This window comes from candidate division KSB1 bacterium, assembly GCA_034506255.1.
Taxonomy (GTDB): domain Bacteria; phylum Zhuqueibacterota; class Zhuqueibacteria; order Zhuqueibacterales; family Zhuqueibacteraceae; genus Coneutiohabitans; species Coneutiohabitans thermophilus.
In genome coordinates this window covers 135,703-157,891 of record JAPDPX010000008.1, presented here as the reverse complement: position 1 = coordinate 157,891, position 22,189 = coordinate 135,703, and the positions used below count along the sequence as shown (strand labels likewise).

14 protein-coding genes are annotated in these 22,189 nt (G+C 59.0%); 7 read left to right on the top strand and 7 right to left on the bottom strand.

Annotated elements, in window-relative coordinates; all coding sequences use genetic code 11:
- From ONB52_17175 to ONB52_17160, 4 genes are all read right to left on the bottom strand, one after another.
- Positions 1 to 2,712 carry a TonB-dependent receptor gene (locus ONB52_17175; GenBank protein ID MDZ7417868.1) on the bottom strand — a complete coding sequence of 904 codons (2,712 nt, stop codon included), beginning with the start codon at positions 2,710 to 2,712 and terminating at the stop codon, positions 1 to 3.
- Positions 2,713 to 2,857: 145 nt separating this feature from the next.
- On the bottom strand, positions 2,858 to 6,391 hold the full coding sequence (locus tag ONB52_17170) for a carbohydrate binding domain-containing protein (GenBank protein ID MDZ7417867.1): 3,534 nt from the start codon (positions 6,389 to 6,391) through the stop codon (positions 2,858 to 2,860).
- A 513-nt stretch (positions 6,392 to 6,904) separates the two neighbouring features.
- A complete protein-coding gene (locus tag ONB52_17165; GenBank protein MDZ7417866.1) occupies positions 6,905 to 7,957 on the bottom strand; it encodes a LacI family transcriptional regulator in 1,053 nt (350 codons plus the stop codon).
- A 355-nt stretch (positions 7,958 to 8,312) separates the two neighbouring features.
- Entirely contained in the window at positions 8,313 to 8,612 is a 300-nt protein-coding gene (locus ONB52_17160; protein MDZ7417865.1) for a hypothetical protein, read from the bottom strand.
- Positions 8,613 to 8,995: 383 nt separating this feature from the next.
- Between ONB52_17160 and ONB52_17155 the strand changes: the two genes are divergently transcribed.
- The gene (locus ONB52_17155; protein ID MDZ7417864.1) at positions 8,996 to 9,217 is read left to right on the top strand and encodes a hypothetical protein; all 222 of its coding nucleotides are present in this window, start codon (positions 8,996 to 8,998) and stop codon (positions 9,215 to 9,217) included.
- Between the two features lie 368 nt (positions 9,218 to 9,585).
- Positions 9,586 to 10,266, top strand: a complete 681-nt coding sequence (locus ONB52_17150; protein ID MDZ7417863.1) for a hypothetical protein — start codon at positions 9,586 to 9,588, stop codon at positions 10,264 to 10,266.
- A 266-nt stretch (positions 10,267 to 10,532) separates the two neighbouring features.
- Here the strand turns inward: ONB52_17150 and ONB52_17145 are convergent, their stop codons facing one another.
- Both ONB52_17145 and ONB52_17140 read right to left on the bottom strand, forming a co-directional pair.
- Positions 10,533 to 11,186 (bottom strand): hypothetical protein, encoded by a 654-nt coding sequence (locus ONB52_17145; protein ID MDZ7417862.1) that lies wholly within the window; start codon positions 11,184 to 11,186, stop codon positions 10,533 to 10,535.
- Between the two features lie 28 nt (positions 11,187 to 11,214).
- Positions 11,215 to 11,823 (bottom strand): DNA-3-methyladenine glycosylase, encoded by a 609-nt coding sequence (locus ONB52_17140; GenBank protein ID MDZ7417861.1) that lies wholly within the window; start codon positions 11,821 to 11,823, stop codon positions 11,215 to 11,217.
- Positions 11,824 to 11,983: 160 nt separating this feature from the next.
- On the opposite strand from ONB52_17140, the gene ONB52_17135 reads away from it, so the two are divergent.
- Positions 11,984 to 13,294 (top strand): hypothetical protein, encoded by a 1,311-nt coding sequence (locus ONB52_17135; protein ID MDZ7417860.1) that lies wholly within the window; start codon positions 11,984 to 11,986, stop codon positions 13,292 to 13,294.
- Between the two features lie 235 nt (positions 13,295 to 13,529).
- On the opposite strand, the gene ONB52_17130 is transcribed toward ONB52_17135, so the two are convergent.
- Positions 13,530 to 14,390: an arylamine N-acetyltransferase gene (locus ONB52_17130; GenBank protein ID MDZ7417859.1), complete on the bottom strand. Its 861-nt coding sequence runs from the start codon at positions 14,388 to 14,390 to the stop codon at positions 13,530 to 13,532.
- An 88-nt stretch (positions 14,391 to 14,478) separates the two neighbouring features.
- Here ONB52_17130 and ONB52_17125 point away from each other — a divergent pair, with 88 nt between their 5' ends.
- The 4 genes from ONB52_17125 (at position 14,479) to ONB52_17110 (ending at position 22,050) form a co-directional block, all read left to right on the top strand.
- Positions 14,479 to 14,982 carry a peroxiredoxin gene (locus ONB52_17125; protein ID MDZ7417858.1) on the top strand — a complete coding sequence of 168 codons (504 nt, stop codon included), beginning with the start codon at positions 14,479 to 14,481 and terminating at the stop codon, positions 14,980 to 14,982.
- A 163-nt stretch (positions 14,983 to 15,145) separates the two neighbouring features.
- Entirely contained in the window at positions 15,146 to 15,613 is a 468-nt protein-coding gene (gene rnhA, locus ONB52_17120) for a ribonuclease HI (protein ID MDZ7417857.1), read from the top strand.
- Between the two features lie 106 nt (positions 15,614 to 15,719).
- Positions 15,720 to 17,438: a hypothetical protein gene (locus ONB52_17115; GenBank protein ID MDZ7417856.1), complete on the top strand. Its 1,719-nt coding sequence runs from the start codon at positions 15,720 to 15,722 to the stop codon at positions 17,436 to 17,438.
- A 1,414-nt stretch (positions 17,439 to 18,852) separates the two neighbouring features.
- On the top strand, positions 18,853 to 22,050 hold the full coding sequence (locus ONB52_17110) for a right-handed parallel beta-helix repeat-containing protein (protein MDZ7417855.1): 3,198 nt from the start codon (positions 18,853 to 18,855) through the stop codon (positions 22,048 to 22,050).
- Positions 22,051 to 22,189 lie beyond the last annotated feature (139 nt).

Below are 22,189 nucleotides of genomic sequence, written 5' to 3'. Positions count from 1 at the left end.
TTAAAACTCGACCGTCACTCCCGCTATCACCTGCCGCGGTTCCGAATAGAAATCCGGGCGGGTGAAATATTCCTGCGCAGTATTCAGCCCGAGGATCGTGCCGCCGGTCAGCGCTGACAGCGAATAGTTGGCGCGGCCGGTGTCGGAGAAAACTTGCAGTTCGTTCTTGCGGTCGAACAGATTGTAGACGCGCACGAAAACAGTGCTCTGCAGGCCCGCCCGGCGCACGTTTTTAGAGACATAGAGATCAAAATTGATGAAGTTCGGCCGGCGCTCACTGTTTTCCACGCCGGTGCGCACGTTCTGCGCCGTTGGCGTGTAGGGCAGGCCGCTGCCAAATTTGCCGATGACACCCAGCGAATGGCGCGCGGGATCGCCGGCGGTGAGCGTGACGTTCAGGCTGTGGGTGCGATCCCATTCCAACGGCACCAGCTCCTTGTTGGGCTCACGATTGGCCTGCACGTCGAGATAGGCGGAATTCGGATCACTGGCATTGCCTCTGGCGATCTGAAAGGTGTAGTCGACGGTGGCAGCCAGGCCGTTGAAACGGCGCTTTTCGAATGACACGGTGAAGCCGCGCACGCTGCCGTAATCACGATTGATGTAGCGTGCATAGCGGATGCCGGTCACGGTGTACAGAATCTCGGTGCCGAGCAGATTGCGAATGTCCTTGGCGTAGGCGGTAAGATCGAGCGCAAAGGCTTCGCCGAGCTGCTGTTGCAGGCCGATTTCGTAAATTGCCGTGTGCTGGGGTTTGAGCGCGGCATTGCCGATCACGTTGGGCGTGCGCTCCGGCGGCGGCGTGCTGCCATAGTATTGCGTCGGATAGATTTCAAACTCGGGCGTGGAGTAGAGATACGCGAAATTGGGGATCTGGAAAAAATGGCCGTAGGAAATGTGAATCACGCCGCGATCGGTGATGGGATAGGCCAAACCCAAGCGCGGGCTGAGCTGGCCGGTGCCGCCGGTTTGCAACAGACCCGCGAGGTTGGGGGCGCCGAAATCGTCCGGCACCCTGCCGTTGGCATTGAAATAGTCGAAACGCAAACCGGCATTGACGATGAGATCGTCGAATTCCATCTTGTCCTGCACATAGGCCGAGATTTCATATGGCCGGCGCAGATACATGTCGTTGTTGCTGACGTTGTTCGTCTGCTGCGGCACGTGCGGCTTGAAACCGGTGTCGCGATTCAGACGGATTTCAAACGCGCGCAACCACAGGCGGTGCCGCCGGGTTTCCAGCCCCATCTTGAGGAGATGGCGGGAGGTTGCCTGCCAGGTGAAATCCAGTTTGCCGATGTGGGTGCGGGTGTTGCGATAGAAATGCCACATTTGTTCGCCGCCGGTGCGAAAGGCATTGCCGCTGGCGGCGTTCAACAACTCGGGATTGACATGGGCGGGATCGAGGGGGTTCTCGTGGACGAACTGCCGGTAATCGGTGTTGAACGCCGCGCCTTTGATTTGCAAAAAAGTGCGGCTATTGAAGACCCTGGTCACGGCCAGGGCGCTGCTCCATGCCCGTTGTTTGCGCCGGGAATTGCCGTCCGGGTTGAAGCGAAAGCTGTGGTCATATTCACGAAAGTCGCGCTGTTGCAGCAGGCCTTCATAGTCGATTTTCACACTGGCGGCCGGCTGATAGACCAGTTTCAATTGCCCGGTGAGGCGCCGGTTGGGGTTCATCGCCACAAAATCCGCGCTCGCTTTCAAGCTGTCGGCCAGGCGCTGAAAGTCGGCGTCGGAGAGAAAACGATAGCCGCGGCCGCGTGCTTCGATGTACCAATCGCGCACGGCATTGCCGGGAAAATTCGAGGAGTCCGAGGGCCAAAAGACACGGCGGCCGTAAAGCGCGCCCTCGTTGTGATACGCGCGCGCCGCGGCAAAGAACGTGAGTTTGTTGCCCAATCGCGGCAGCGGCCCGGAAAAGCTCGCTTCAAAATTGTAGATCGGATTGAACGCGCCGATATTCCAAAAGATGTCGTCATGCGTGCTGACATAGTCGCCGAGGAAACTGGAGAGACTGCCGTGAAACTGCTCCCCGCCCTCCTTGGTCACCACATTGACGACCCCGCTCATGGCCTGGCCATACTCGGCATTGAAAGTGCCGCTGATGACTTCCAATTCCTGAATGGCGTTGTTTTCCACCTGCAGGGCAAACGAACCGGAGTAGACATCATTGACCGCAATGCCGTTGATGAGATAAGCCACCTCGCCACTGCGGCCGCCGCGAAAATGGCCCTCCACCACCCCTGCCTGCAAATTCACCACTTCGGAAAGATTGTCCACCGGCAACTGCGCGATGGTCTCCGCCCCCACTGTGTTCGAGGTGGACGTCAGGTCTTTTTGAATCAGCGGCCGTTGCGCCACCACCGTGACCGTCTGCCCCAGCTCGAGCACGGTCTCGCCGAGCTGAAAGTCAAGCGGCGTGGTGAGATCGATCGAAACCCGGACGCTTTCATAGACCATTTCCTGATAGCCAATCAGCGAGGCGCGGACGGTATGGATGCCCGGCGGCACCTGCAGGATGATGAATTTTCCCTCGTGGTCGGTGACAGTGCCCAGGCGCGTACCCGCCACCACGATGGTGACACCCGGCAGCGGCTCACCACTTTTCCGGTCCGTCACTTTGCCGGCAATCTTTCCGGTGGTGCCGGCAAAGCCCGCCAGGGCTGCCAGCAACACGCAGAAGACAATCAGGCGGTTGAAAGATGGCATGATCGCCTCGCAAGCTTGTAAAAATGGCGTCCGGTGATGCCCAAATTCTGCAACCGTCTCCCGACAGGATTGACGGGCGGCGGCGGCATACCCGCCAACCGCCCGCCAAGCACCCCGATTCCACCATCCCTTCCGGTACGCCGCACTACCGCATCAGCAGCATGCGCCGCGTGAGTTTGGCATCCGCGGTGCGCAGTTGGTAAAAATAGATGCCGCTGGCCACCGACTGGCCGTCATCGTTGCGGCCATCCCACACGATCTCATGCCGGCCGGCCGGCTGGTTGGCCTGCACCAGCGTGCGCACTTTCTGGCCGAGCGCATTGAAAATGGCAAGGGTGACATGGACATCCCGCGGCAGGGCATAGCTGATGCGCGTCTCGGGGTTGAACGGGTTGGGATAATTCTGCGCCAGCGCGTAGGCCGCAGGCAGTTCCCGGCCGCCCTGCACGCGCGTCACCTGACCCTCCACCACCGCGAAATCGTCGAAGTAAACCCGGCCAGTGGCCCGGTGTTGCATGCGGCCGCGAATCGACATGCGATTGGCCTCCGCCGGCGTGGTCAGCGTGAAGCTGTACAGCGACCAGTCCTTGTCCGTGACCGTTTGATCGATGACAAAGTAATCCTCACCGCGCACTTCCGCCCAACCGGCTCCGGCCTTGTGATAGGTCACGGTGAAAAAAATCGCCTGCTCGACATCAAACGGTACGTTGGTGTTGACGCCCACGGTCTTCACCCAGGCCGAGACTTGATAAACGCGATTGCCCTGCACGCTGTTGCGATTGCCAATCAGCACCACTTCGTCGGGGTTGCCGGCATCATCGGAAACCAGGAGGGAATAATCGCCGGAGTGTGCATAGTCCCGGCTGAGGCTCACCACCCCTTTGCCGGCCACACCTTCACTCATCTGCCCCTTCCAAAAAAACCAGCCTTCCGGCGTGCCGAAATTGGCGTTGAACAAATCACCCAGCCAGCCCTGTGCACCGGGCGCATTACGCAGGAAAAGATCGTCGAGCCAAACCGTGCCGGTGGCATCGGCGCCAAATTTGAACGTGACCACCAGGGAATCGGCGTCAACCGGCAGGACCACCGGCGAGGGGTTCTTGATTTCCGTCCAATCCGTGCTGGGCTGTGCCTGCGGCACGTTGAGCACGACGGGCTGACCAAAGATCAGTGCGCCATTCTTGTCATAGAAGGAATAAAGCAATTGAATCTCGCCGCTGGCACCGCCGGGGTTGACGTTGACATTCTCGGTTTTCACCCAGCCGCCGATTTCCATTTCGACGTTGGCCGGCGTGCCGGTCACCGGGTTCCAGTTGAGCTTGGCCATGTTGGCGCGCGTCTGCCAGGCCGGCTCGCCCCCGCCCCCGACCTTGCTGATCTTCAACGACCGCTGCGGCGAACGGACCTGATCGGTGGCCCATTCAACGGTGGCGGCATCGGTGTTCAGCTTCATCCAGTAAGCCGGCACCTCCGCCTCGTCGAAGCTCAAATTGGCATTCGGCGTGGCGATGGGCACAACGTGAAATTCATCCCAATAGGTGTCACCCGTGGCTTGATGCTGCAAGCGGGCGCGGATCGAGAGGCGATGTTCATCCGCGCGGGTTTTCAACCGGAAGGAGTACTGTGTCCAGTCCCGATCGACGGTGGTTTGATCAATGACGAAGAAATCCTCGCCGCGTTTTTCATCCCAGCCGGTGGGGCTGTTGCCGTGATAGGTGACGGTGAAGAAAATCGCCTTCTCCACGTCACGTGGCGGCGGATTGAGAACCGTGCCGACGCGCTTGACGCGTGCGGTGACCAGATACTCGGTGTTGGGCTGCACCGGGTTGCGGTCGGAAATGGCCACGACTTCGTCGGGATTGCCGGCATCATCGCTGACGCGCAACGAATAGCGCCCGCTGTAGGAGTATTGCGCGGTGATGGTGACGATGCCCTTGCCAGCCACGCCCTCGCTCATCTGTCCCTTCCAGAAGAACCAGCCTTCGGGCACACCAAAATTGCCATTGTAAAGATCGCCCAGCCAGCCCTGCGCGCCCGGCGCATTGCGCATGAAGACGTCATCGAGATAGACGGTGCCGCTGGCATTCGGCCCCATCTGAAATTCGATCACCATCGAATCGGCAGCGACCGGCAGCACCACGGCGGAGCCGTTCTTGATTTCGGTCCACTCGGTGGAGGCTTGCGTCTGCGGCACGTCCAGCACCACCGGCTGGCCGAAAATCAAATTGTGCGAAGCATCGAAAAACTTGAAGCGGAGTTGAATCTTCGCCGCGTCGTTGGCGGGGTTGGTGTTGACATTCTCCGTTTTCACCCAGCCGCCGATTTCCATCTCGATGTTGGCTGGCACACCGCCGGAGGGATTCCAGTTCAATTTTGCCATCTGCCGCGCCAGCCAGATTGGATCGGCGCTGCTGCCGGCGTTCTTGCTGAGCATCAGGCTGCGTTCGGCGGAACGATAGACTTTGCCAGTCCACACCGCCTGGCCGCCGTTGTGGAAGCCCTCCCAGTAGGCTGGTCGGCTCGATTCATCCAGGGTCAAATTCTTTCTGGCCACTTCCACCGGGTACATGCGAAAATCATCCCAGTAGGTTTTGCCGGTGGCCTGATGTTGCAGACGGGCGCGCACCGAGAGACGCGTGGCGTTGGCCGGCGGTGTGAAGGTGAAGGAGTAAAGCGTCCAGTCGCGCTCGCGGGCGGATTGATCGACAACGAAGAAATCCTGTCCGGAGATTTCCGCCCAGCCGGCGGCGTCGGTGTGATAGGTCAATGTGAAGAACACCGCCTTCTCGACGTCAAAGGGCTCATTGGTATTGACCCCGGCGAGCTTGACCCAGGCGGAGATGCCGTAGGCGCGGCCCGGCTCGATGGGATTGCGATCGGAAATCGCCACGACCTCATCCGGATTGCTGCCATCATCCTCCACCAGCAGGGAGTAAGTGCCGGAGTGTGACGCTTCGCTGGTGATGGTGACCACGCCCTTGCCAGCCACCCCCTCACTCATCTGGCCTTTCCAGAAGAACCAGTTGGCGGGAACGCCAAAGTTGCCGTTGTAGAGATCGCCCAGCCAGCCCTGCGCGCCGGGTGCGTTCCGCAGAAAAATGTCGTCGAGCCAGACCGTGCCGGTGGCACTGGCGCCAAATTTGAACTGCACCACCAGGCGGGCGGCATCCACCGGCAGTACCACCGCGGTGCTGTTCTTGATTTCGCTCCAATCGCTGGTGGCCTGGCCTTGCGGCACGGCGATCACGACGGGCTGGCCGAAGATCAGGGCATCGCTGGCATCGAAAAACCAAAAGGACAGCGTGATCCGGGCGTCGTCGCTGGCGGGATTGACATTCACCCCCGAGGTTTTCACCCAGCCGCCGACTTCCATTTCGATGTTGGCGGGAATGCCACCCACCGGATTCCAATTCAACCTGGCGAGGTTGTCGGATTCCCACATCGGCGCATCGGAACCGCTGCTCTTGCTGATCTTCAATGAACGCTGCGGAGAGCGATAGACGTCACTCGCCCATTCCAGCGTTGCCCCGCCGGCATTGGCTTTGTGCCAGTAGGCCGGCGCTTCGGCGTTCTCAAAACCGCCGTTGACAATCGTGTTGATCTGGCTGTGCACGCTGCCTGTCCCCATCAAACAGAAGATGAGGGGCAGCGCCAGCAAGACGGTCAAGCGAGATTGCATGGAACACCTCCCTTGGCTTGGGGTTGGACTGTGGGATGCTGAAGTGATGTGAGCACTTTTCAGCCTGTGCTTGCCGCCGTGGTGACTGCAAGCGTCACGGCGAACCCAAAAACCTCCTCATGTACCGCATCCAAATTCCACGCGCACTGCACGCGCCGGAACAGCAAGCGAGCAATTGACGGCCGCGCCACGGGCATTTCCCCCAGCTTTTGCACTGCCGATGCCCTGGCCGGCATTGTTTTTTGATCGACCGCAATTCTTTGTGGTGCTTGGTCACTGCCGAGGCCGGCATCTGGCAGCATACCCGGCGGAGCCACGAAAATGCCGGCGCCGGAGTGGCAATTTTGCGGCACAACGCCGGGTGCGCGGCCGCGCTTCTTTTCATGCGCGTCGTGCCGTCATCTGCTTGCGTGAAACTGCGACGGGACAACCCGGAGGTCACAGCATTCAGCGGGGGAAGGCCGACCTCTGCAGCGAGCACCGCCCCGCCGTGGTGCTTCTGATCAGATTGTTTCAATTGGATGATCCGCCTGCAGCCGCCGGCGGTGGCGGAGCAGTGGATTGCCGCACGACCAATTCGACGGGGGTGAAAACTTTGCCTGGTAATTCTTTTTTCGTCTCGATCATTTCCACCAGCCGGCGCAGCGCCACGGCACCGAGCTCTTCCTTGTCCACGCGAATGGTGGTGAGTTGGGGCTGCGTGTGCATGCCAGCTTCGATGTCATCAAACCCGACAACCGAGACCTCCGCCGGGATGATGCGCCCCTGCTCGCGCAGGAATTGCATGGCGCCGATAGCCATGGCATCATTGGCGGCAAAGATGGCGGTGAAGGGCGTCTTGCGCTGCGCCAGCGCGGCGGTGGCGTGATAGCCGTCCGCCGCGGCGGTATGGCTTTCCACGCTTTCAATCAGCTCTTCTGTAACGGCAAGCCCGGCTGCGCTGAGGGCTTGTTTATAGCCTTCCAGGCGGGCGGCGATACTGGGATGGCTGATGTCTCCGCCGATGAATGCGATGCGGCGGTGGCCCAAAGCAATCAAGTGGCGCACCGCCAGGGTGGCGCCCAGGAGATTGTCCATCATGACCACATTGCCCTGTTTGTGGCGCGGCGAGAAATCGATGAACACATGCGGCATTTTGAGATCGCGCAGGTATTCGCACAGGGCATGGGGGATATGGCCGGCGAGCAGCACGCCATCGACGTTGCGCTCGCGCAGAAAGCGCGGCAGATCGGTGTCGGGATGAAACGTGCGCGGCACGGTGGTGAGCAGGATGTAGTAGTTGTATTTGCGCGCTTCGAATTCGGTGCCGAGAAAGATTTTGGTGTAGAAGGGTTCGGCACGGGAGAAGTGATCGTCGGTGAGGATGAAACCGAAGTTGCCGCTCTTGCGGGAGGCCAGGCCGCGCGCCATGTGGCGGGGGTGATAGTTGAGTTGCCGTATGGCCTTGAGCACGCGCTGGCGGGTTTCCTCGCGGACGTTGGCCTTGTTGTTCAACACCAGGGAAACCGTGGCTTCCGAGACTTTGGCCTTGCGGGCAACATCCTTGATGGTGGCACCGAGTCCCATGCTTAAATCGTTTTTATGATTTTTTGCTCAGCAATCAAAAATTGTCTCTGATTTACATGCAGTTAAACCATGATGTCAAAAACGTTCAAAAAAATTTATTAAAGCGGTTTAATAGAATAGCAATCTCCTTCGCCTTTGTCAAGCAGAATCTTGCCAACCGTCGATCCTCGAGCTTTTCCCGGTATGCCCACCCGCTCCGCTATTCACGCAGGGCTGGCACCGCTGCCTGTTCCGTGTTGCTGCTCCCTGCGGCCTCTCCCATACTTGTTCCAATCGGCTCGCGCAGGTACCGTCTGACATAGCACGAGTTATATGAGAGCACCTCCCCTGGCACCCATCTATCTTCTAACAAAAGTCAAATCTCCTGCCACGTGATGTTGCGCTGTGATTTTCGCGTATTTCGTGGGAGGTTTCTTTTGCGCTGGAGAGAGGGATTGCAAAGTGCGGGGCTCGGGATTTTTTCAACAAAAGTCATCGGCTCATCCGTGCATTGAGTATCGAGCCACTTTTTCATCGTGCAGGCCGTGCGCTTTTCTGGAGAGTTTTGTGCAAGCTGTGCACAAAAAATTTTGCCTGCGCCGACATCACCTGCAGACAAGAGACAGATTAACAAAAAGTTGCGACGGAGCAAGCCGGCCGGCATGGTAATTGACATGACAAATGGCGTAACCTTCATTGACCCGCACTGGCCAAAGACCAGTGAAAAGCGCAGGGCTGGATCGTGATGCTGCCCCTGACTCGCGAAAGGGAGGGTTGCCCATGCGGGCGCAACACATCCGGAATGGCGGGAACACCACCCCATGGAGGTGCCATTCCGACCGGCGCGTTGGAATCAGTATGCTGGTGATTGCAACGCGTGGTGCGACCGGCCCCGCTTTTTCTCAGTCAAGCCCGCGATGTCCCTCCTCCCATTCTACATGGTCACCTTCCCAAAGCGACGACTCAATCCGAGAGGGTTCATTAGGTGACGGCTCATGCGAGTTGTTGCGGCAGAATTATCCCAATCCCTTCAATCCCGAAGCGCGCATCGTGTTTTAAGTGCCGTCGCAGGCGGCAAGGCAGCGCGTCGAGCTGGAGATTTACGATCTGCTCGGCCGGCTGGTGGCGGTGCTGTTCGACCGCGAAGTCACACCAGGGAGATATGAAGTAGTGTGGAACGGGAAAGATCTGCACGGGCATGAGGTGCCGAGCGGGATCCATGTCTATCGCCTGCGGGCGCAGGATTTTTCGCAGAGCAGAAAGCTCATCCTCCTGCGCTAATTTCATTGCTTCGTGTTCGAGAGAGGTGTTGCGAAACGCCTCCGTTCAAGCAGCGCGCTGCAGTGTTTCACCCTGCCCGGCGCGCGGCTGATTCGAACGCCGCGCAGATTGCCCGCCGGCCTCTGGAAGAGAAAAGTGCCGGCGGGCAACGCCTCCCCGGCTGTGCGGCTGTATTCCACACCAAAACCGCGGGCTTGTCTGGCATTTGCCTCTGCGCCGGGTTTCAGTGCGGTGGGGGGATGTTGTTGCGGCCCGACAACCTGGCGAGGGCAGAGCCGCCTGACAAAATCCTGTTAGAAAATGAGGGAATGCTTTCGTATCTTCGCCCGTTCTTTTCCCGACATTCACGGCAAGGCGGACGAATGCAAATGCGATTGAATTCCCAGATCCTGCGGGCTGCTCCGGTCATCATCGCGTGGGGACTGTTGATTGTGCTGGCGCGTGCCGGCGTGTTCACCGAACGTTTCTATGGCCTGCCGATATTGTTTGTGCTGGTGAGTGTGGCCACCGCGTTCTTTCCCGTGCCGGTCAATGTGTTGATCCTGCTGGCGGGCCAAGCGACCAGCGGGGTCGCGGTCGTGACCATTGCGGCTGCCGCAACGTTCTTTGCCTTCCTGCTGGAATACTTCATCTATGATTTCATCGTGCAGCGCGGCAGGATGCTCGATGTCAAGAACGTCAAGCTCATCGCCAGGTTGTTTACAGGCTTCCGCAAGCACCCTTTTCCCATCATTGCCCTGGCCGCATTTCTGCCCATCTCCTCGGAGCCGCTGCGGCTCTATGCCATTTCGGTGAAATACAACAAATATCATTTCGCGCTGGCCGGCGTGCTCGGCCGGGGGTTTCGCTTTGCCGCGCTGTTGTGGATCGGCGCGCTGTTGGGCACGCCGGACTGGCTGCTGGTGCTGGTGATGTTGCTGCCGGGGGTGCTGCTGCTCATTGTCTACGGCTTGCGCAAAATCAGGCTCGCTCTCGCGCAGGCGCGGTCCTCTTCTTCCCTGCCCGCGCGTGAAGGCCTGGCACTGGCGCCGGATGATCTTTCCGCCTGACACGCATTCTTTTGCAGACCGGCTGAAAATTGCGCCGGCCTCACGACCACCATTATTTTTGACCGGCTTTGAAATTTACAGGAAAACTGTAAAACCTGTGCCTGGAGCTCCGGCGCCCGGTTAACCCGGCTTTTGCTGGGTTGGAGCTGTTTGTCTGCGCCCGGGAATGCAACGGTGGGTTGTGGAACCGACGGTGGGCCACCCTGATCAGCAGAAAAAAAGGGAGCGCAAATGCGCTCCCTTTTGGTTTTCCGGGAGGGTTGGCATCATGCCATCACTTTGTCGGCCGGGGGTGAAGTTGTCACGCGCACTTTGTGAATGCGATAAACCGCAGTGGGCAGGATCAACACAGCCCAAAACAGCAGGGCCCACAGGCTGCTGAACAGCAGTGCGATACCCAGATAGGCAATGGCCGCGCCGAGGTCGAAGAGATGAAACAGTTTCGACTCTGCCGGCTCGAGTCCGACACGCGCCGGCTCACTGGCTTTTTTCTGTTTGCGTTTGGCGGGCTCGGTTTTGGGCGGGGCGTATTGCCACAGCGCCTGAATACGCACGGCTACGCCCGCCGCCAGAATGAGCAGCCCGATCCAGCTCCACCACGGGTCACGCGCGAACGGACTAGTCCAGCTCCATTCGCCGCGATAGCGATAGTCAGCGATCGGCAAAACCAGGTTGGTCAGAAAGCTCAACCCCACCGCCCAGAGCAGCCAGCGACTGTGCTCACTTTGATGGTGGCGGTTCTTGAAAACCTCCGCATGAGGCAGCAGGCTCTCCGCCAGCCAGCGCACCGCCATCACGAGAATAAAGCCCCACAGCATGAGATTGCCGCCGAACTGTGTCTGTTCGGAGAGCAATCCGACAAACAGGATAAGCAGGAGGGTATTGAGCAGGGGTTGAATCAGCTTGCCAACAGCGCTCATTGAATTTGATCAAATTGAAGGTGAACGCCTAGCGGGGTTTGTTATCAAGGCTCTGCCAGAGATACCAGGTTGCCACACTGCGATAGGGACGCCATTTCCCGGCGAGCTGTTGCAGGCGCCTGGCGTCGGGCAGTTTGCGCAGGCGATAGGCTTGCTGGACCGCCTGGCGGAAGCCGAGATCATCGACCGGCAGCACGTCCAAACGGCCGAGTGAAAAGATGAGAAACATTTCCGCGGTCCAGCGACCGATGCCTTTCACCCGGGTGAGCGCGGCGATGACTTCTTCATCGCTCAGGCGTGCGAGCCGGCGGCCATGCAGCAGGCCGTTCTGCCATTTGGCGGCAAGATCGCGCAAGTAGCTCGTCTTCTGGCGGGAGATGCCGGCCGCGCGAATTTGTGCATCGGTCAACTGCAGAATGCCCTGTGCGTTGATCCGGCCGCGCAGCAGGTTTTTGAGGCGGGCGTGTATCGTGGCAGCCGCCTTGACCGAAAGTTGTTGGGATAAAATGGCTTCCACCAGTGTGGCAAAGTACCGCCGCTCCGGCTGCAGGGTGCAGTCACCAAGACGGTCGATGATCTGCGCCAGCACCGGATCGGCGCGGCGAAGGTGGCGTTGCGCTGCAGTGAATTCAGACATGTGAAGAAGTTAAACGAATTTCCCAAAGTTGCAACAGCTTTGATGCGGTGCAACAGTCCGCAAAAAAAACGACGTTGGGTATATCATAGGGCTGTGTTGTGAGCTTGGCCGAACGGGGTTTGGAGTTTTGGTCTCAACCCACTGCAGGAGGCAGGTCTGCATGAAATCCACATGGCTGTTACTGGCTTTAATGTTCGTCGTTGGTTGCGGTGGCGGCGCCCGGCAAGTGAGCGCGCCGGTGCAACCGGTCGGCAAGGCGGAGGAGGTTGCGTCATTGCGCAAACGTGTGCTGAAGCATCCCACGGATGTGGCGGCACGGCTGGCGCTGGGCGAAGAACTTCTCCAACAGAAACAGTTCGAAGAAGCGGTGGCGCAATTCGACTCCGTGCTGCTGCAGCATCCGGCTTCGCTGCCGGCCAAGTTTGGCCGTGCGACAGCCCTCTATCACCAGGGCCGGCAAGCGGTGGCGCTCAGCGGTTTTCTGGATGTTTTGAACGCGCCGGAATCCGCGCCCTACGTGCCGCAGATTGCCGCGATTGTGGGCATGCCCTACTCGACCCGCCAGCTCACCTTCGGGCCGGGTGACAACATCAAGGGCCGCTATTCCCTCGCCGGCAATGAAATTGTCTTTCAATCCAATCGCGATGGCAATTGGGAAATCTACCGCATGCCAGCGACAGGCGGCAACGCGGTGCGTCTTACTTATGATCCGGGCGATGACCTGTCACCCGATTTTTCACCGGATGGCCGGCTGATCGTCTTTGCCAGCACGCGCGGGGCCGGGGACAAAAAAAACGCGGGTGAGAAGCAGCGCGGCATTTATCAGATGCATGCCGCGGACGGCAGCCGGGTCAAACGCCTGGTCGCCAATCAACACGACAACTGGAACCCGGTGCACTCTCCCAAGGGCGGCTGGCTGGTTTTCGTCTCAGACCGTGATGACCAGCGCGATCTCGAGTACGGCGGCCGCCAAAGCGATCTGTTCATTTATGACTTCGCCGATTCCTCCATCAAGCGCTTCACCCACGGGTTCGGCGACAAGTCTGCACCCTTTGTGAATCACACCGGCGAGGTGATTTACTACATCAACAATGTCAACGGTGATTTCGAAATTTACGAGCAGGGTGTGCGGGAAACAAACGGCCACCGCCTGCTTTTTGAGGGTGGGCCAAAGGGCAGCCCGCAGTGCTCGGAAGACGGCAAGTGGCTGGTTTATTTCGAGAAGAATCAAAACAACTTCGATCTCTATCTGCATCATCTGGACTCGCGGCAAACCGAACGCCTGACGTCGCATCCCGCAAGGGATACCTTCCCCGCTCTGCAACGGTATGGCAGCAAGATTCTCTTCACCTCGAACCGAACTGGCAGCCACCAGCTTTTTGAGATCGATTTGAAGAAGCCGATTACCCGCGAGGAGCTGTCCGCCGGGCTTTCGCACTTGCTTTCGGCAAACAAAACAGCCGCCGACTGAAATTTTTTAAAATTTATGTGAACTTCGTCGCCGATTCGGAGTCTAATAGGCTGAAAAGGATCTATACCTTTTCATCTCTCTACCCTCCCTTCGCGTGGCAGTGGCAACCCGGTTTGCCACTGCCGTGAGAAGGGAAATTTATTTTGGGCCTGACCGTTTCCCGCCCTGCTCCTGCTTTCCGAGCTCCTTCCTTCCCACCCTGATGCCAGCCTCTCGGGCTGGCCGTTGGCCCGGGTCATTGCTGTGATGGCAGAAAAATGCCGGTCTCCCGCTCGCGTTGCAGGTTGGCCTGCAGCGCGGCCCGGGCTTGCTCCACCAATTCCGGCGCGATCCCGAACAGCTCATGAATCACGGCGTGATAGTTGCGTTTGAGGTTGACGTTGCGTTTGCCGGTCATGGAAGTGATGCGCAGATGCTCCTTGTGAATGAAGATCAGCTCGTCGTCCTGCACCCGTGTGAGGCACAGACCATGCATGCTGTTGCGGTGAAAGGAAGCCTGCCAGTGTGCGAGAAACTCCGGCAGCGGCGTGGGCCGGTCGTCAAAGCGGTAGCGCCACTTCACTTCCTGGCGATTAAAAGTGAAGAGATCATAACCGGCTGCGGGGGGCAGCAGACGCAACTCCACGCCGGTGAAGTCATTGTAGTAGAGGCGCGGCCTGGCGGGATCGAGCGCCATCGGTACACGCAGCACATAGCCCGGGTCCACCAAATACTTGATGCCGTCGACGAACACGATCAAAGCGCAGTGCAGATTGGGGCCGGCGCGCATGTCCGCCATCACGATGTAACTGGCAAAACCACTGTGCCAGAGAATCGTGTGCAGAAAGAAGGTCAGAGAAAAACAGGTGCCGCCCAGTCGCCAGCGGGCGTGATCTTGCATCACCTCCTCCGGCAGGCGCAGCCGCTTTTCGAAGTCTCCGCCATAGCGGTTGAATTTGATGATCTTGCTCAAATTTTCATATGGCAGATTGCCGAAATGGCCAAGCAGCTCGCGCAGGTATGCCCGGCTCGGCGGTGCAACGGCGAGATGAAAATGCGCGCGGAAGTGTCTCACACTTTCCCGGTGTCGCGCGGGATCGAGCAGGGGCGTGGTCATTTGGTGGCGTCCGCAAATTCAGCTTGGGGTTTTCCCGATTGCGTGCTAAATTAGCCCGGTCAAGATAGCAAAATCCACGGCGTTTCGCATGCAGATTTTGGAGGAGAACGTGAGTAATCACTTGCAACCCGGCGACCCCGCCCCGGAGTTCGAAGCGCTGACCGACGCCCAAACCCGCGTCAAGCTCAGCGATTTTCGCGGCCAGCGCGTGGTGCTTTATTTCTATCCCAAGGACGACACCCCCGGCTGAACAGTGCAGGCATGCGGCTTTCGCGATCACCGCCTCGAGATCGAAGCGCAAAATGCGGTGGTGCTGGGCGTAAGCGCGGATGGCTGGGACAGCCATGTGAAATTCAAAACCAAATACAACCTGCCGTTCACCTTGCTGGTCGATCCCGACTATCGCATCGCCGAAGCCTATGGCGTGCTGGACAAGAAATCGCTGCGCCGCTTTCTCTTCTCGGGTTTGCGCCGCAGCCATTTTGTGATAGACGAAGACGGACGGATTCTTGCCGCCCACTACGGCGTTGCAGCCAATGCCAGCGCCACCGAGGCGCTGGCCACTTTGCGCGAGGCCGCAGAAAAGACGTGACGCAAACCGGCGGCCGCGGCAGGGGCGGGAACGGCAGGCCGGCCTGCTGGTTTGGAAACCCTGCCGGTTCCATTCATCCCGTGATTTTTTGCAACCCGATGCCGCCCGTTTCCCATCTCACTTTTCAGCTCTTATGAACCCTTCTGTTCCGCCGCGCACCGGCATGGACACAGTTGAAATCTACACCGATGGCGCCTGCTCCGGGAATCCCGGGCCGGGGGGCTGGGCTGCCATCCTGAAATACGCGGGGCATGAAAAGGAGATTGCCGGCCACGCCACCGCCACCACCAACAATCGCATGGAACTGACCGCGGTCATCGAAGCACTCAAGCGACTCAAGCGGCCATGCCGGGTGATCATCTACTCGGACAGCAGCTATCTCATCGACAGTTTTACCAAAGGCTGGCTGGCAAACTGGAGGCACAACGGCTGGAAACGCGGCCCGCACAAACGCGATCCGGTACCCAACGCCGACTTGTGGCAGCAGCTTGACCAGCTTGTAAACCAACATGAAGTGACCTGGCGCAAAGTGCGCGGCCATGCCGGCCATGCGTTCAACGAGCGGGTCGACCGCCTCGCGGTGCAGCAAATCGAACGGCTGCGCAGCCAGACAGAAGGAGGGGTGGCGTGATCATCAGAAATCGTCGCGCCCTCGTCCGGGGTCTTCTGTGCTTATGGCCGTCACCTTCTGGCTTCCGGTTTGCTGAAGATGAACTTGTCTGCGGAAAGCATGTGTCGTGATACAGCCTCCTTGTGCTGACAGATTTCGCCATTGGATCCTGCTGCCTGCCTGCTGCGCCGCCGGCATACTTTCGGGCGTCGCGGCACATGCCCAAACCGGATATTCCCCAGCAAGCCCGACAGATTCCACCCTGACTTCGGCTGCAGACTCGGCGCTGGCCGCGTGGAGTGAGGCCGCCGACTATGAAATCTCCCGGTTGCGCTTGCAGCGCTGGCTGATGCGAAATCATCCCGAGGCAACGGCCGACCTGCGGAAGCAGGTAAGCAGCCTGTTGCGGGATGCCGAATCTTTTGCCGCACAAGCCGATTGGATAACCGCCAAGCTGCTGCTGGAGGTGGCGGCGGATCTCATCTTTCCCTTTCCTGCCCCGGAGTCTGATAAACCAAAGGGCAACAAAGCAAGGGCGCAGTCAGCCAAAGAGGCAAAAGGGCAACCAAAGGAGAAGGCCGGGGGAAAAGAGGACAAGATCGCGTGGCGGTGGCAGCCGCAGGCACTGGCAGGCGTGGACTTTTGGCGCCAGGAATTTGAAATCGGCTATGCCCGGGACGAGAGTCTGTTTGTGCAAAACACGGGCAATCCCTATGGCGGGCTGCGGCTGGGCGTGAGTCGCTCCAACGGGAGCCAGGTGCCCCTGCTGATGTCGGCGTTGCTCAAACTCAGCCGCGACTACAACAGCGGCGAAATCGAGCTGCGCGGGCAGCAGGCATTGGGCACGGCACTGCAGATGCGCCTGGAAAACCGTTTTGAAACCACGCGCTATTTGCGCGATTTTGACCTGCGTTACTGGCAAAACAACGCCAAGGTGCTGCTACACGCCACGCTCAGCCGACGGGTCAAACTCGAGCTGGAAAATGAATGGCGCATGCGGCGCTATGCCCGCGAAGACGAACTGTCGCGCAACTATTCACAAAACGAAACCGGACTCGCGGGGGTCTTTTCCGCCGGGATCAGCACGCGTGCCCGCGCGCGCTACAGCTATCTGACACGCAGCCATCTCTCCTTCGATGAATACAATTACTTCGAACACCGGCTGGAAGGCTCATTCTTCCACACCGCCGCCGGCGGCTCCTCGCTTTTTTTGCAAAATCTCTGGCGCCGGCGCCTCTACCCGCGCGGCTTGTCGGACAGCACCTTCGAAAACACCCATAGCGAAGAGTATCTGCGCGCCGATCTGCGGCTGGCCACCGGCCGTACCGCGGCACTGCGGCTGGAAGGCGAATTCTCTCTGCGGCGATACCCCGCAGAACTGGATAATCAATTCACTCCCGACTTTTTTGACTTGCGTTGCAACCCGCAGTTTCAGTTCAAGCTGCTGGCGAATTGGCAGGCCAGCGCCGGCTATCTCTTCCTGTTGCGCCGGCACGAGCGCAGCCCCGCGGCCACGGCGGGCGAAGGCTTTCTGATTTTTGAAGATTACTACAGCCACGGTCTCACCCTCGGCGTGGATTTGCTGACCACCTCAGGCATTCTCCTGAGCTGCAGCAATGCCTTCGAAATCCGGACTTATCCAAACGTCACTTCCAGCAATTTGATCATTTCCAATTCCTATTCCGACCGCAACATCCATTCGCTGCTGTTTTTCCTTTCCTGGACGCTGGCCCCCCGCTGGCAGCTCGGCGCCATCATGAATTTTGACAATGAGATCAGCCGGGGGCGGGAGGCGAATGATTCACGCCACACGCTTTTCTCCGTCGATTTGACCCATACTTTTTGAGGGGGAAACCGGGGAAATCGCCTTATTTAATATTGCCCTGGAAAAACCATCACAATCGCGAAGATTTTTTGAACCGCCAAGCGCGCCAAGAGCACAAAGAGAATGGCATGGCTGGCTTCACGCGTTGAGGTCGACCTGCCAACAAAGTTATGCTTGAAAACTACGCGAGCGCGGTTTACGAGTGGATTGCGAAGGATCGCCACTGACTCCATATGACGGCCGGCAGATTGCTGCCGGCTACCGCATTGACCGGCTCGTCGAAGGTTGTACCAAAAACTGTTACAAATACACGAAGCCCAACTACTGCCCTGCTTGAAATGATGCGCCTGCCATCCTGGGTTCTTCTTGAACTGGAACGTCAAACCAATGAAAGAAGGCATACAGCGAATGATGAGTAATCGCAACGCATGATCGATCGCAAAGCATGAAAAGCACAAAGGAATGCTTCGCGCTCCTTGCGGCTTCGCGGTTGACGGGTTTGCTTGCGGCTCTGACCGCCCTGTGAGTGTCTGGCTGAAAATGTTTCAACCCCGTCTGAGCCGGGTCTCTCATGTTGGCAACGCCGACAAGACCGCGGGAATTTTGTTGCAATGGCAAACCGCTGCCGAAGCAGGTGCTCGCAAGCCTGCCCCGCCGGACTGACGCTGGTTAAAAGGGGAATTTTCTCCGCACGTGGATGCATATGACCGTAGTTTCTGGTGTCGCGATGAGGGACAGGTGAGGTTGGCCGCCGGCTTCCCGATTATGAAACGCCGGGGTGGAGGCAACCGGCACCAGCGTCGCACCAAGGGCTGTAGTGGAAGCGCCAAGGAAAAGCCTTTCCTGGCAGGGTACTCCCACCATTGTGATTCACACATTCCAGATTCCAATCAAACATATCACCAAGAGCACGGTTTACAGACGGCTTTGGGCTGTTTGAGAACGAGGGGATGGCAAAGCTGCTTCCCCCGGTCCGCAACCCATCGCATTCAAGAACAAACATGCGCTGCGGCAGCCATTCCCACTCTCAAACGCTGCGCCACAGTCCTTCTTTCGCGAATTGAGGGGGCAACCGTACAATCCCCCGCTGTCACATAAACCTCGACGAATCACCTTGTCATCTGGGCAAATCGTGATGTGAGGGCCGCGGTTCCGCGGCCAAGGGGAGGCATTGCCGGCCATTTCCTTTCGGCAGGGGCATGTCCCGGCCAATGGGCAATGGTTCGGACAATTTACTGAAGGAGGTGATACCAGTTCCTCTTAAACCGGGCAGTGTTTTAATGTCACAGGTCGAACCTCGGCGAATTCCCGACCAAGTTGAATACTGATTGCGACAAAAGAAGCCGCAAACGACAGAGATTGTCGGGCAGTTGTTTTGACTGCTGGGGTCCTCGGGGTTCTGTCTATTTCAACGGCTTTATGCTGGAGGATGACCATGAAGAAGGTATTTGTTTTGTCGGTCGGTTTAGCCTGCGCGGTGACCTTGTCTGCCTACGCGCAAATCGTAACCCCCGTCAATCTCAATGGCTGGGGGCCGGCGAACGTGAGAGCGGACGCGACGGTGGCGATTACCGGTGATCAGCCGCGTTCCGGCACGGGTTCACTCAAATTCACCACCAACACCGTCACGCCCGGCCAGGACAAGGCGGATTTCGAGAAAATTTGGGGCGTGGTGCCCGGCCGTACGCTGGGCAATCTGACGGCTTTGCGGTATGAGTTTTATCGCGATGCCAGCAGCACAACCGGCGGCCATCTCGCGGCGGTGTTGCGACTCTATTACTACAATGCCATCACCGGTGAGAGCGGTTTGTTGATTTGGGAGCCGGTGTACAACGGCTATGGTACCCTCACCACCAACGTCTGGTATTCCGCGGACATTTTTACCGGCAATTTTTGGATGCGGGCATTCGGGCCGGGCCGCACCATCGACGATTACAACGTCAGCCTGGCGGAATGGATGGCCAATACCGATGAAGAGGGCACTCCGATTGATGATGATGCCGACGCGGACGTGCCGCATGTGCTCAACCCCGGTGTTTACATCACCGGCGTCAATGTGGGCGTCGGTTCGGGTTGGGGCGCCACCTTCCTGGGTTACGTGGACAACGTGGAGCTCGAATGGGGCAGCGATGTCGAAGTCGCCAATTTCGAATTGCCTCCTCCCTGCACCACGGACTGCTACGTCGATGCCGTCCTCGGCAATGACGCCAATGGCGGCACCAACCCCACCACGGATGCCAAAAAGACCATTCAGAATGCGGTCAACACCGTGAATGTGGGCGGCAATGTGCATGTGGCGTCCGGCACCTACGTTGAGCAGGTCACGATCACCAAGTCCCTGCACCTGCTGGGTGCGGGCGCCCCGACGACCATTGTCAAGGCGCCGGCGACAATTCCCGCGGCTTCCAATCCGGCTTCCACCGTCATTGATGTGAATGGCGCCGGAGTGAGCGCGGAGATCACCGGCTTCACCGTCAGCGGACCGGGGCCGACTGGTTGCGGCAGCATTGGCGCCGGCATTTTCGTGCGTGGCAACGCACATGCCGACATTCACCACAACAAAGTGCTCGACATTCGTGACAATCCCATCAGCGGCTGTCAGAACGGCATCGGCATTCTGGTGGGGCGGGCCAGTTTCGCCACCAGCGGCACGGCCACCATTCGCAACAACGAGATCGCCGGCTATCAGAAGGGCGGTATCGTGGTGAGCAATGTCGGTTCCAACGCCACCATCGAGGACAACACCGTGACCGGCGCGGGCGCGGTCAATTTCATCGCGCAGAACGGCATTCAGGTGAGTGCCGGCGCCACCGCCACCCTCACGCGCAACACCGTCAGCGGCCACTCCTATCCGCCGTTCAGCTATGTCGCGACTGGCATGCTGCTTTACGGTTCGAATGTCGACACCGATGACAATACGCTGAGCGAGAATCAGGTCGGCATTTACCACATCAACGGCTCCGGCACGCACCAGAGCAACAGCGTCAGCGCCACCGCCGCGGGCACCAACTCGCCGGGGTTCTGGGGCATTGTGGTGGATCCCGGCACGGTGGTGCGCACCCAGCCTTCCCCCTTCGAGGATGGCAGTGCCAGCACCAGCCTGGGCAAGGGTGGCCGCGGCAGCACACTGGCGGCGACCTACACGTATTTGCTCGACCAAAATGTGGTGAACAGTGATGGCAGCGCCGGCGGCGTCGGCGTGGAAGCTGATGCCCTGGGCAGCGACGTGGTGAATTTTACCGCCACCGGCAACACGGTCAGCAACTGGGAGTATGGCATCTATCTGTACAAAGACGCCGGTGCCACGCTCAATGCGAACATCATCGATTGCAACAAGATCTACGGCAACACCGCCTACGGTCTGTACAATTCCACCGGGGTTGAGGCTAATGCAGTGGGCAACTGGTGGGGGGCGGCCAATGGTCCGGGCGGCAGCGGCCCCGGTTCCGGTGATGCGGTGAGCACGGAGGTCAACTTTGCCCCCTGGGGCACCGATGCCAATTGCGGCGGTCTGCTGTACCACAACTATGTTTTCCTCGCCGATTATGTCTCCATCGAGCGCAGCAAGCAGGTTCCTTCCAAAGGTGACATTCATTCCAACGGCAAGATCGACTTCATGCGCGGTGATCCCACGGTGTTTGAAGGGAATCTGACAGCCGTGGGTAACATCAACATCGGGAAGGAGAACACCATTGACGGCTATGCACATGCGGCGGGCACCGTCACGGTTCATGCCACCTCCACGGTGCTGGATGGGGTGCTCTCCGGCGCGGCCATCAGTGCCCAACCCATCCCCGCGATGAGTTATTCGGCCGGCGGCCCCAGCGTCACTGTTCCGCAAAATGGCACCGTCACGCTGGCGCCCGGCTCCTACAATGTCGTCACCATGAACGGCTGGAGCACGCTCAAGCTCAGCAGTGGCGACTATTATCTCAATCAGCTCAAATATGTCGGGGAAGAATCGGTGATCGAGATCGATGTCAGCAACGGTCCGGTGATCGTCAACGTGGTGAGCAGCCTGCAACTCGGCAAGGACATTGCCATTCAAATCGTGCCGGATGGCGAGGCCGGCAGCACCAAGGTGGTCTTCAACACGCTGCAAACCACCACCATGACGATCGGCAAGGAGGCTTATGTGCTGGGCAGCATCAATGCCCCCTCCGCGACCGTGGTGCTGTCCAACAACTCGCAATTCCGCGGCGGCCTGTGCGCCAAGGCGATCCAGGTGAAACGGGATGTGTTTTTCCTGCATCATTTCTCCTCCGGCACCTTGCCCGGCCCCGGCGATTTGCCCAAGCCGCACGACAGCGAGTCGGAAGAGACGGCCGCGGTGGTGACGCAATACGAGCTGGCGCAGAATTATCCCAACCCGTTCAACCCCGGCACGGTCATCAAATTTGCCCTGCCGCAGGTGGGCCGTGTGCAGTTGCACATCTACAACAGCACCGGCCAACTGGTGCGCACGCTGGTGGACGGCGAGATGGCGCAAGGCTGGCATGAGCTGAGTTGGGACGGCCGTGATCAAACCGGTCAAACCATGGCCACGGGCATTTATCTTTATCGCCTGACGGCGCAGGACGCCTCGGGCGGGACGCTGTTCTCCGAGACCCGGCGGATGATCATGGTCAAGTAGGCGGTCTCTGCGGGCAGGCAGTTGCCCAAATAGAATTTGACAGCCTTGCCTGCGGCGATTATATTTCCAACGCTCGCTCCCAAACGGGGCGGGCGTTTTTTATCTCACCGCCAAACACGATCGCAAAGCGGCATCACGA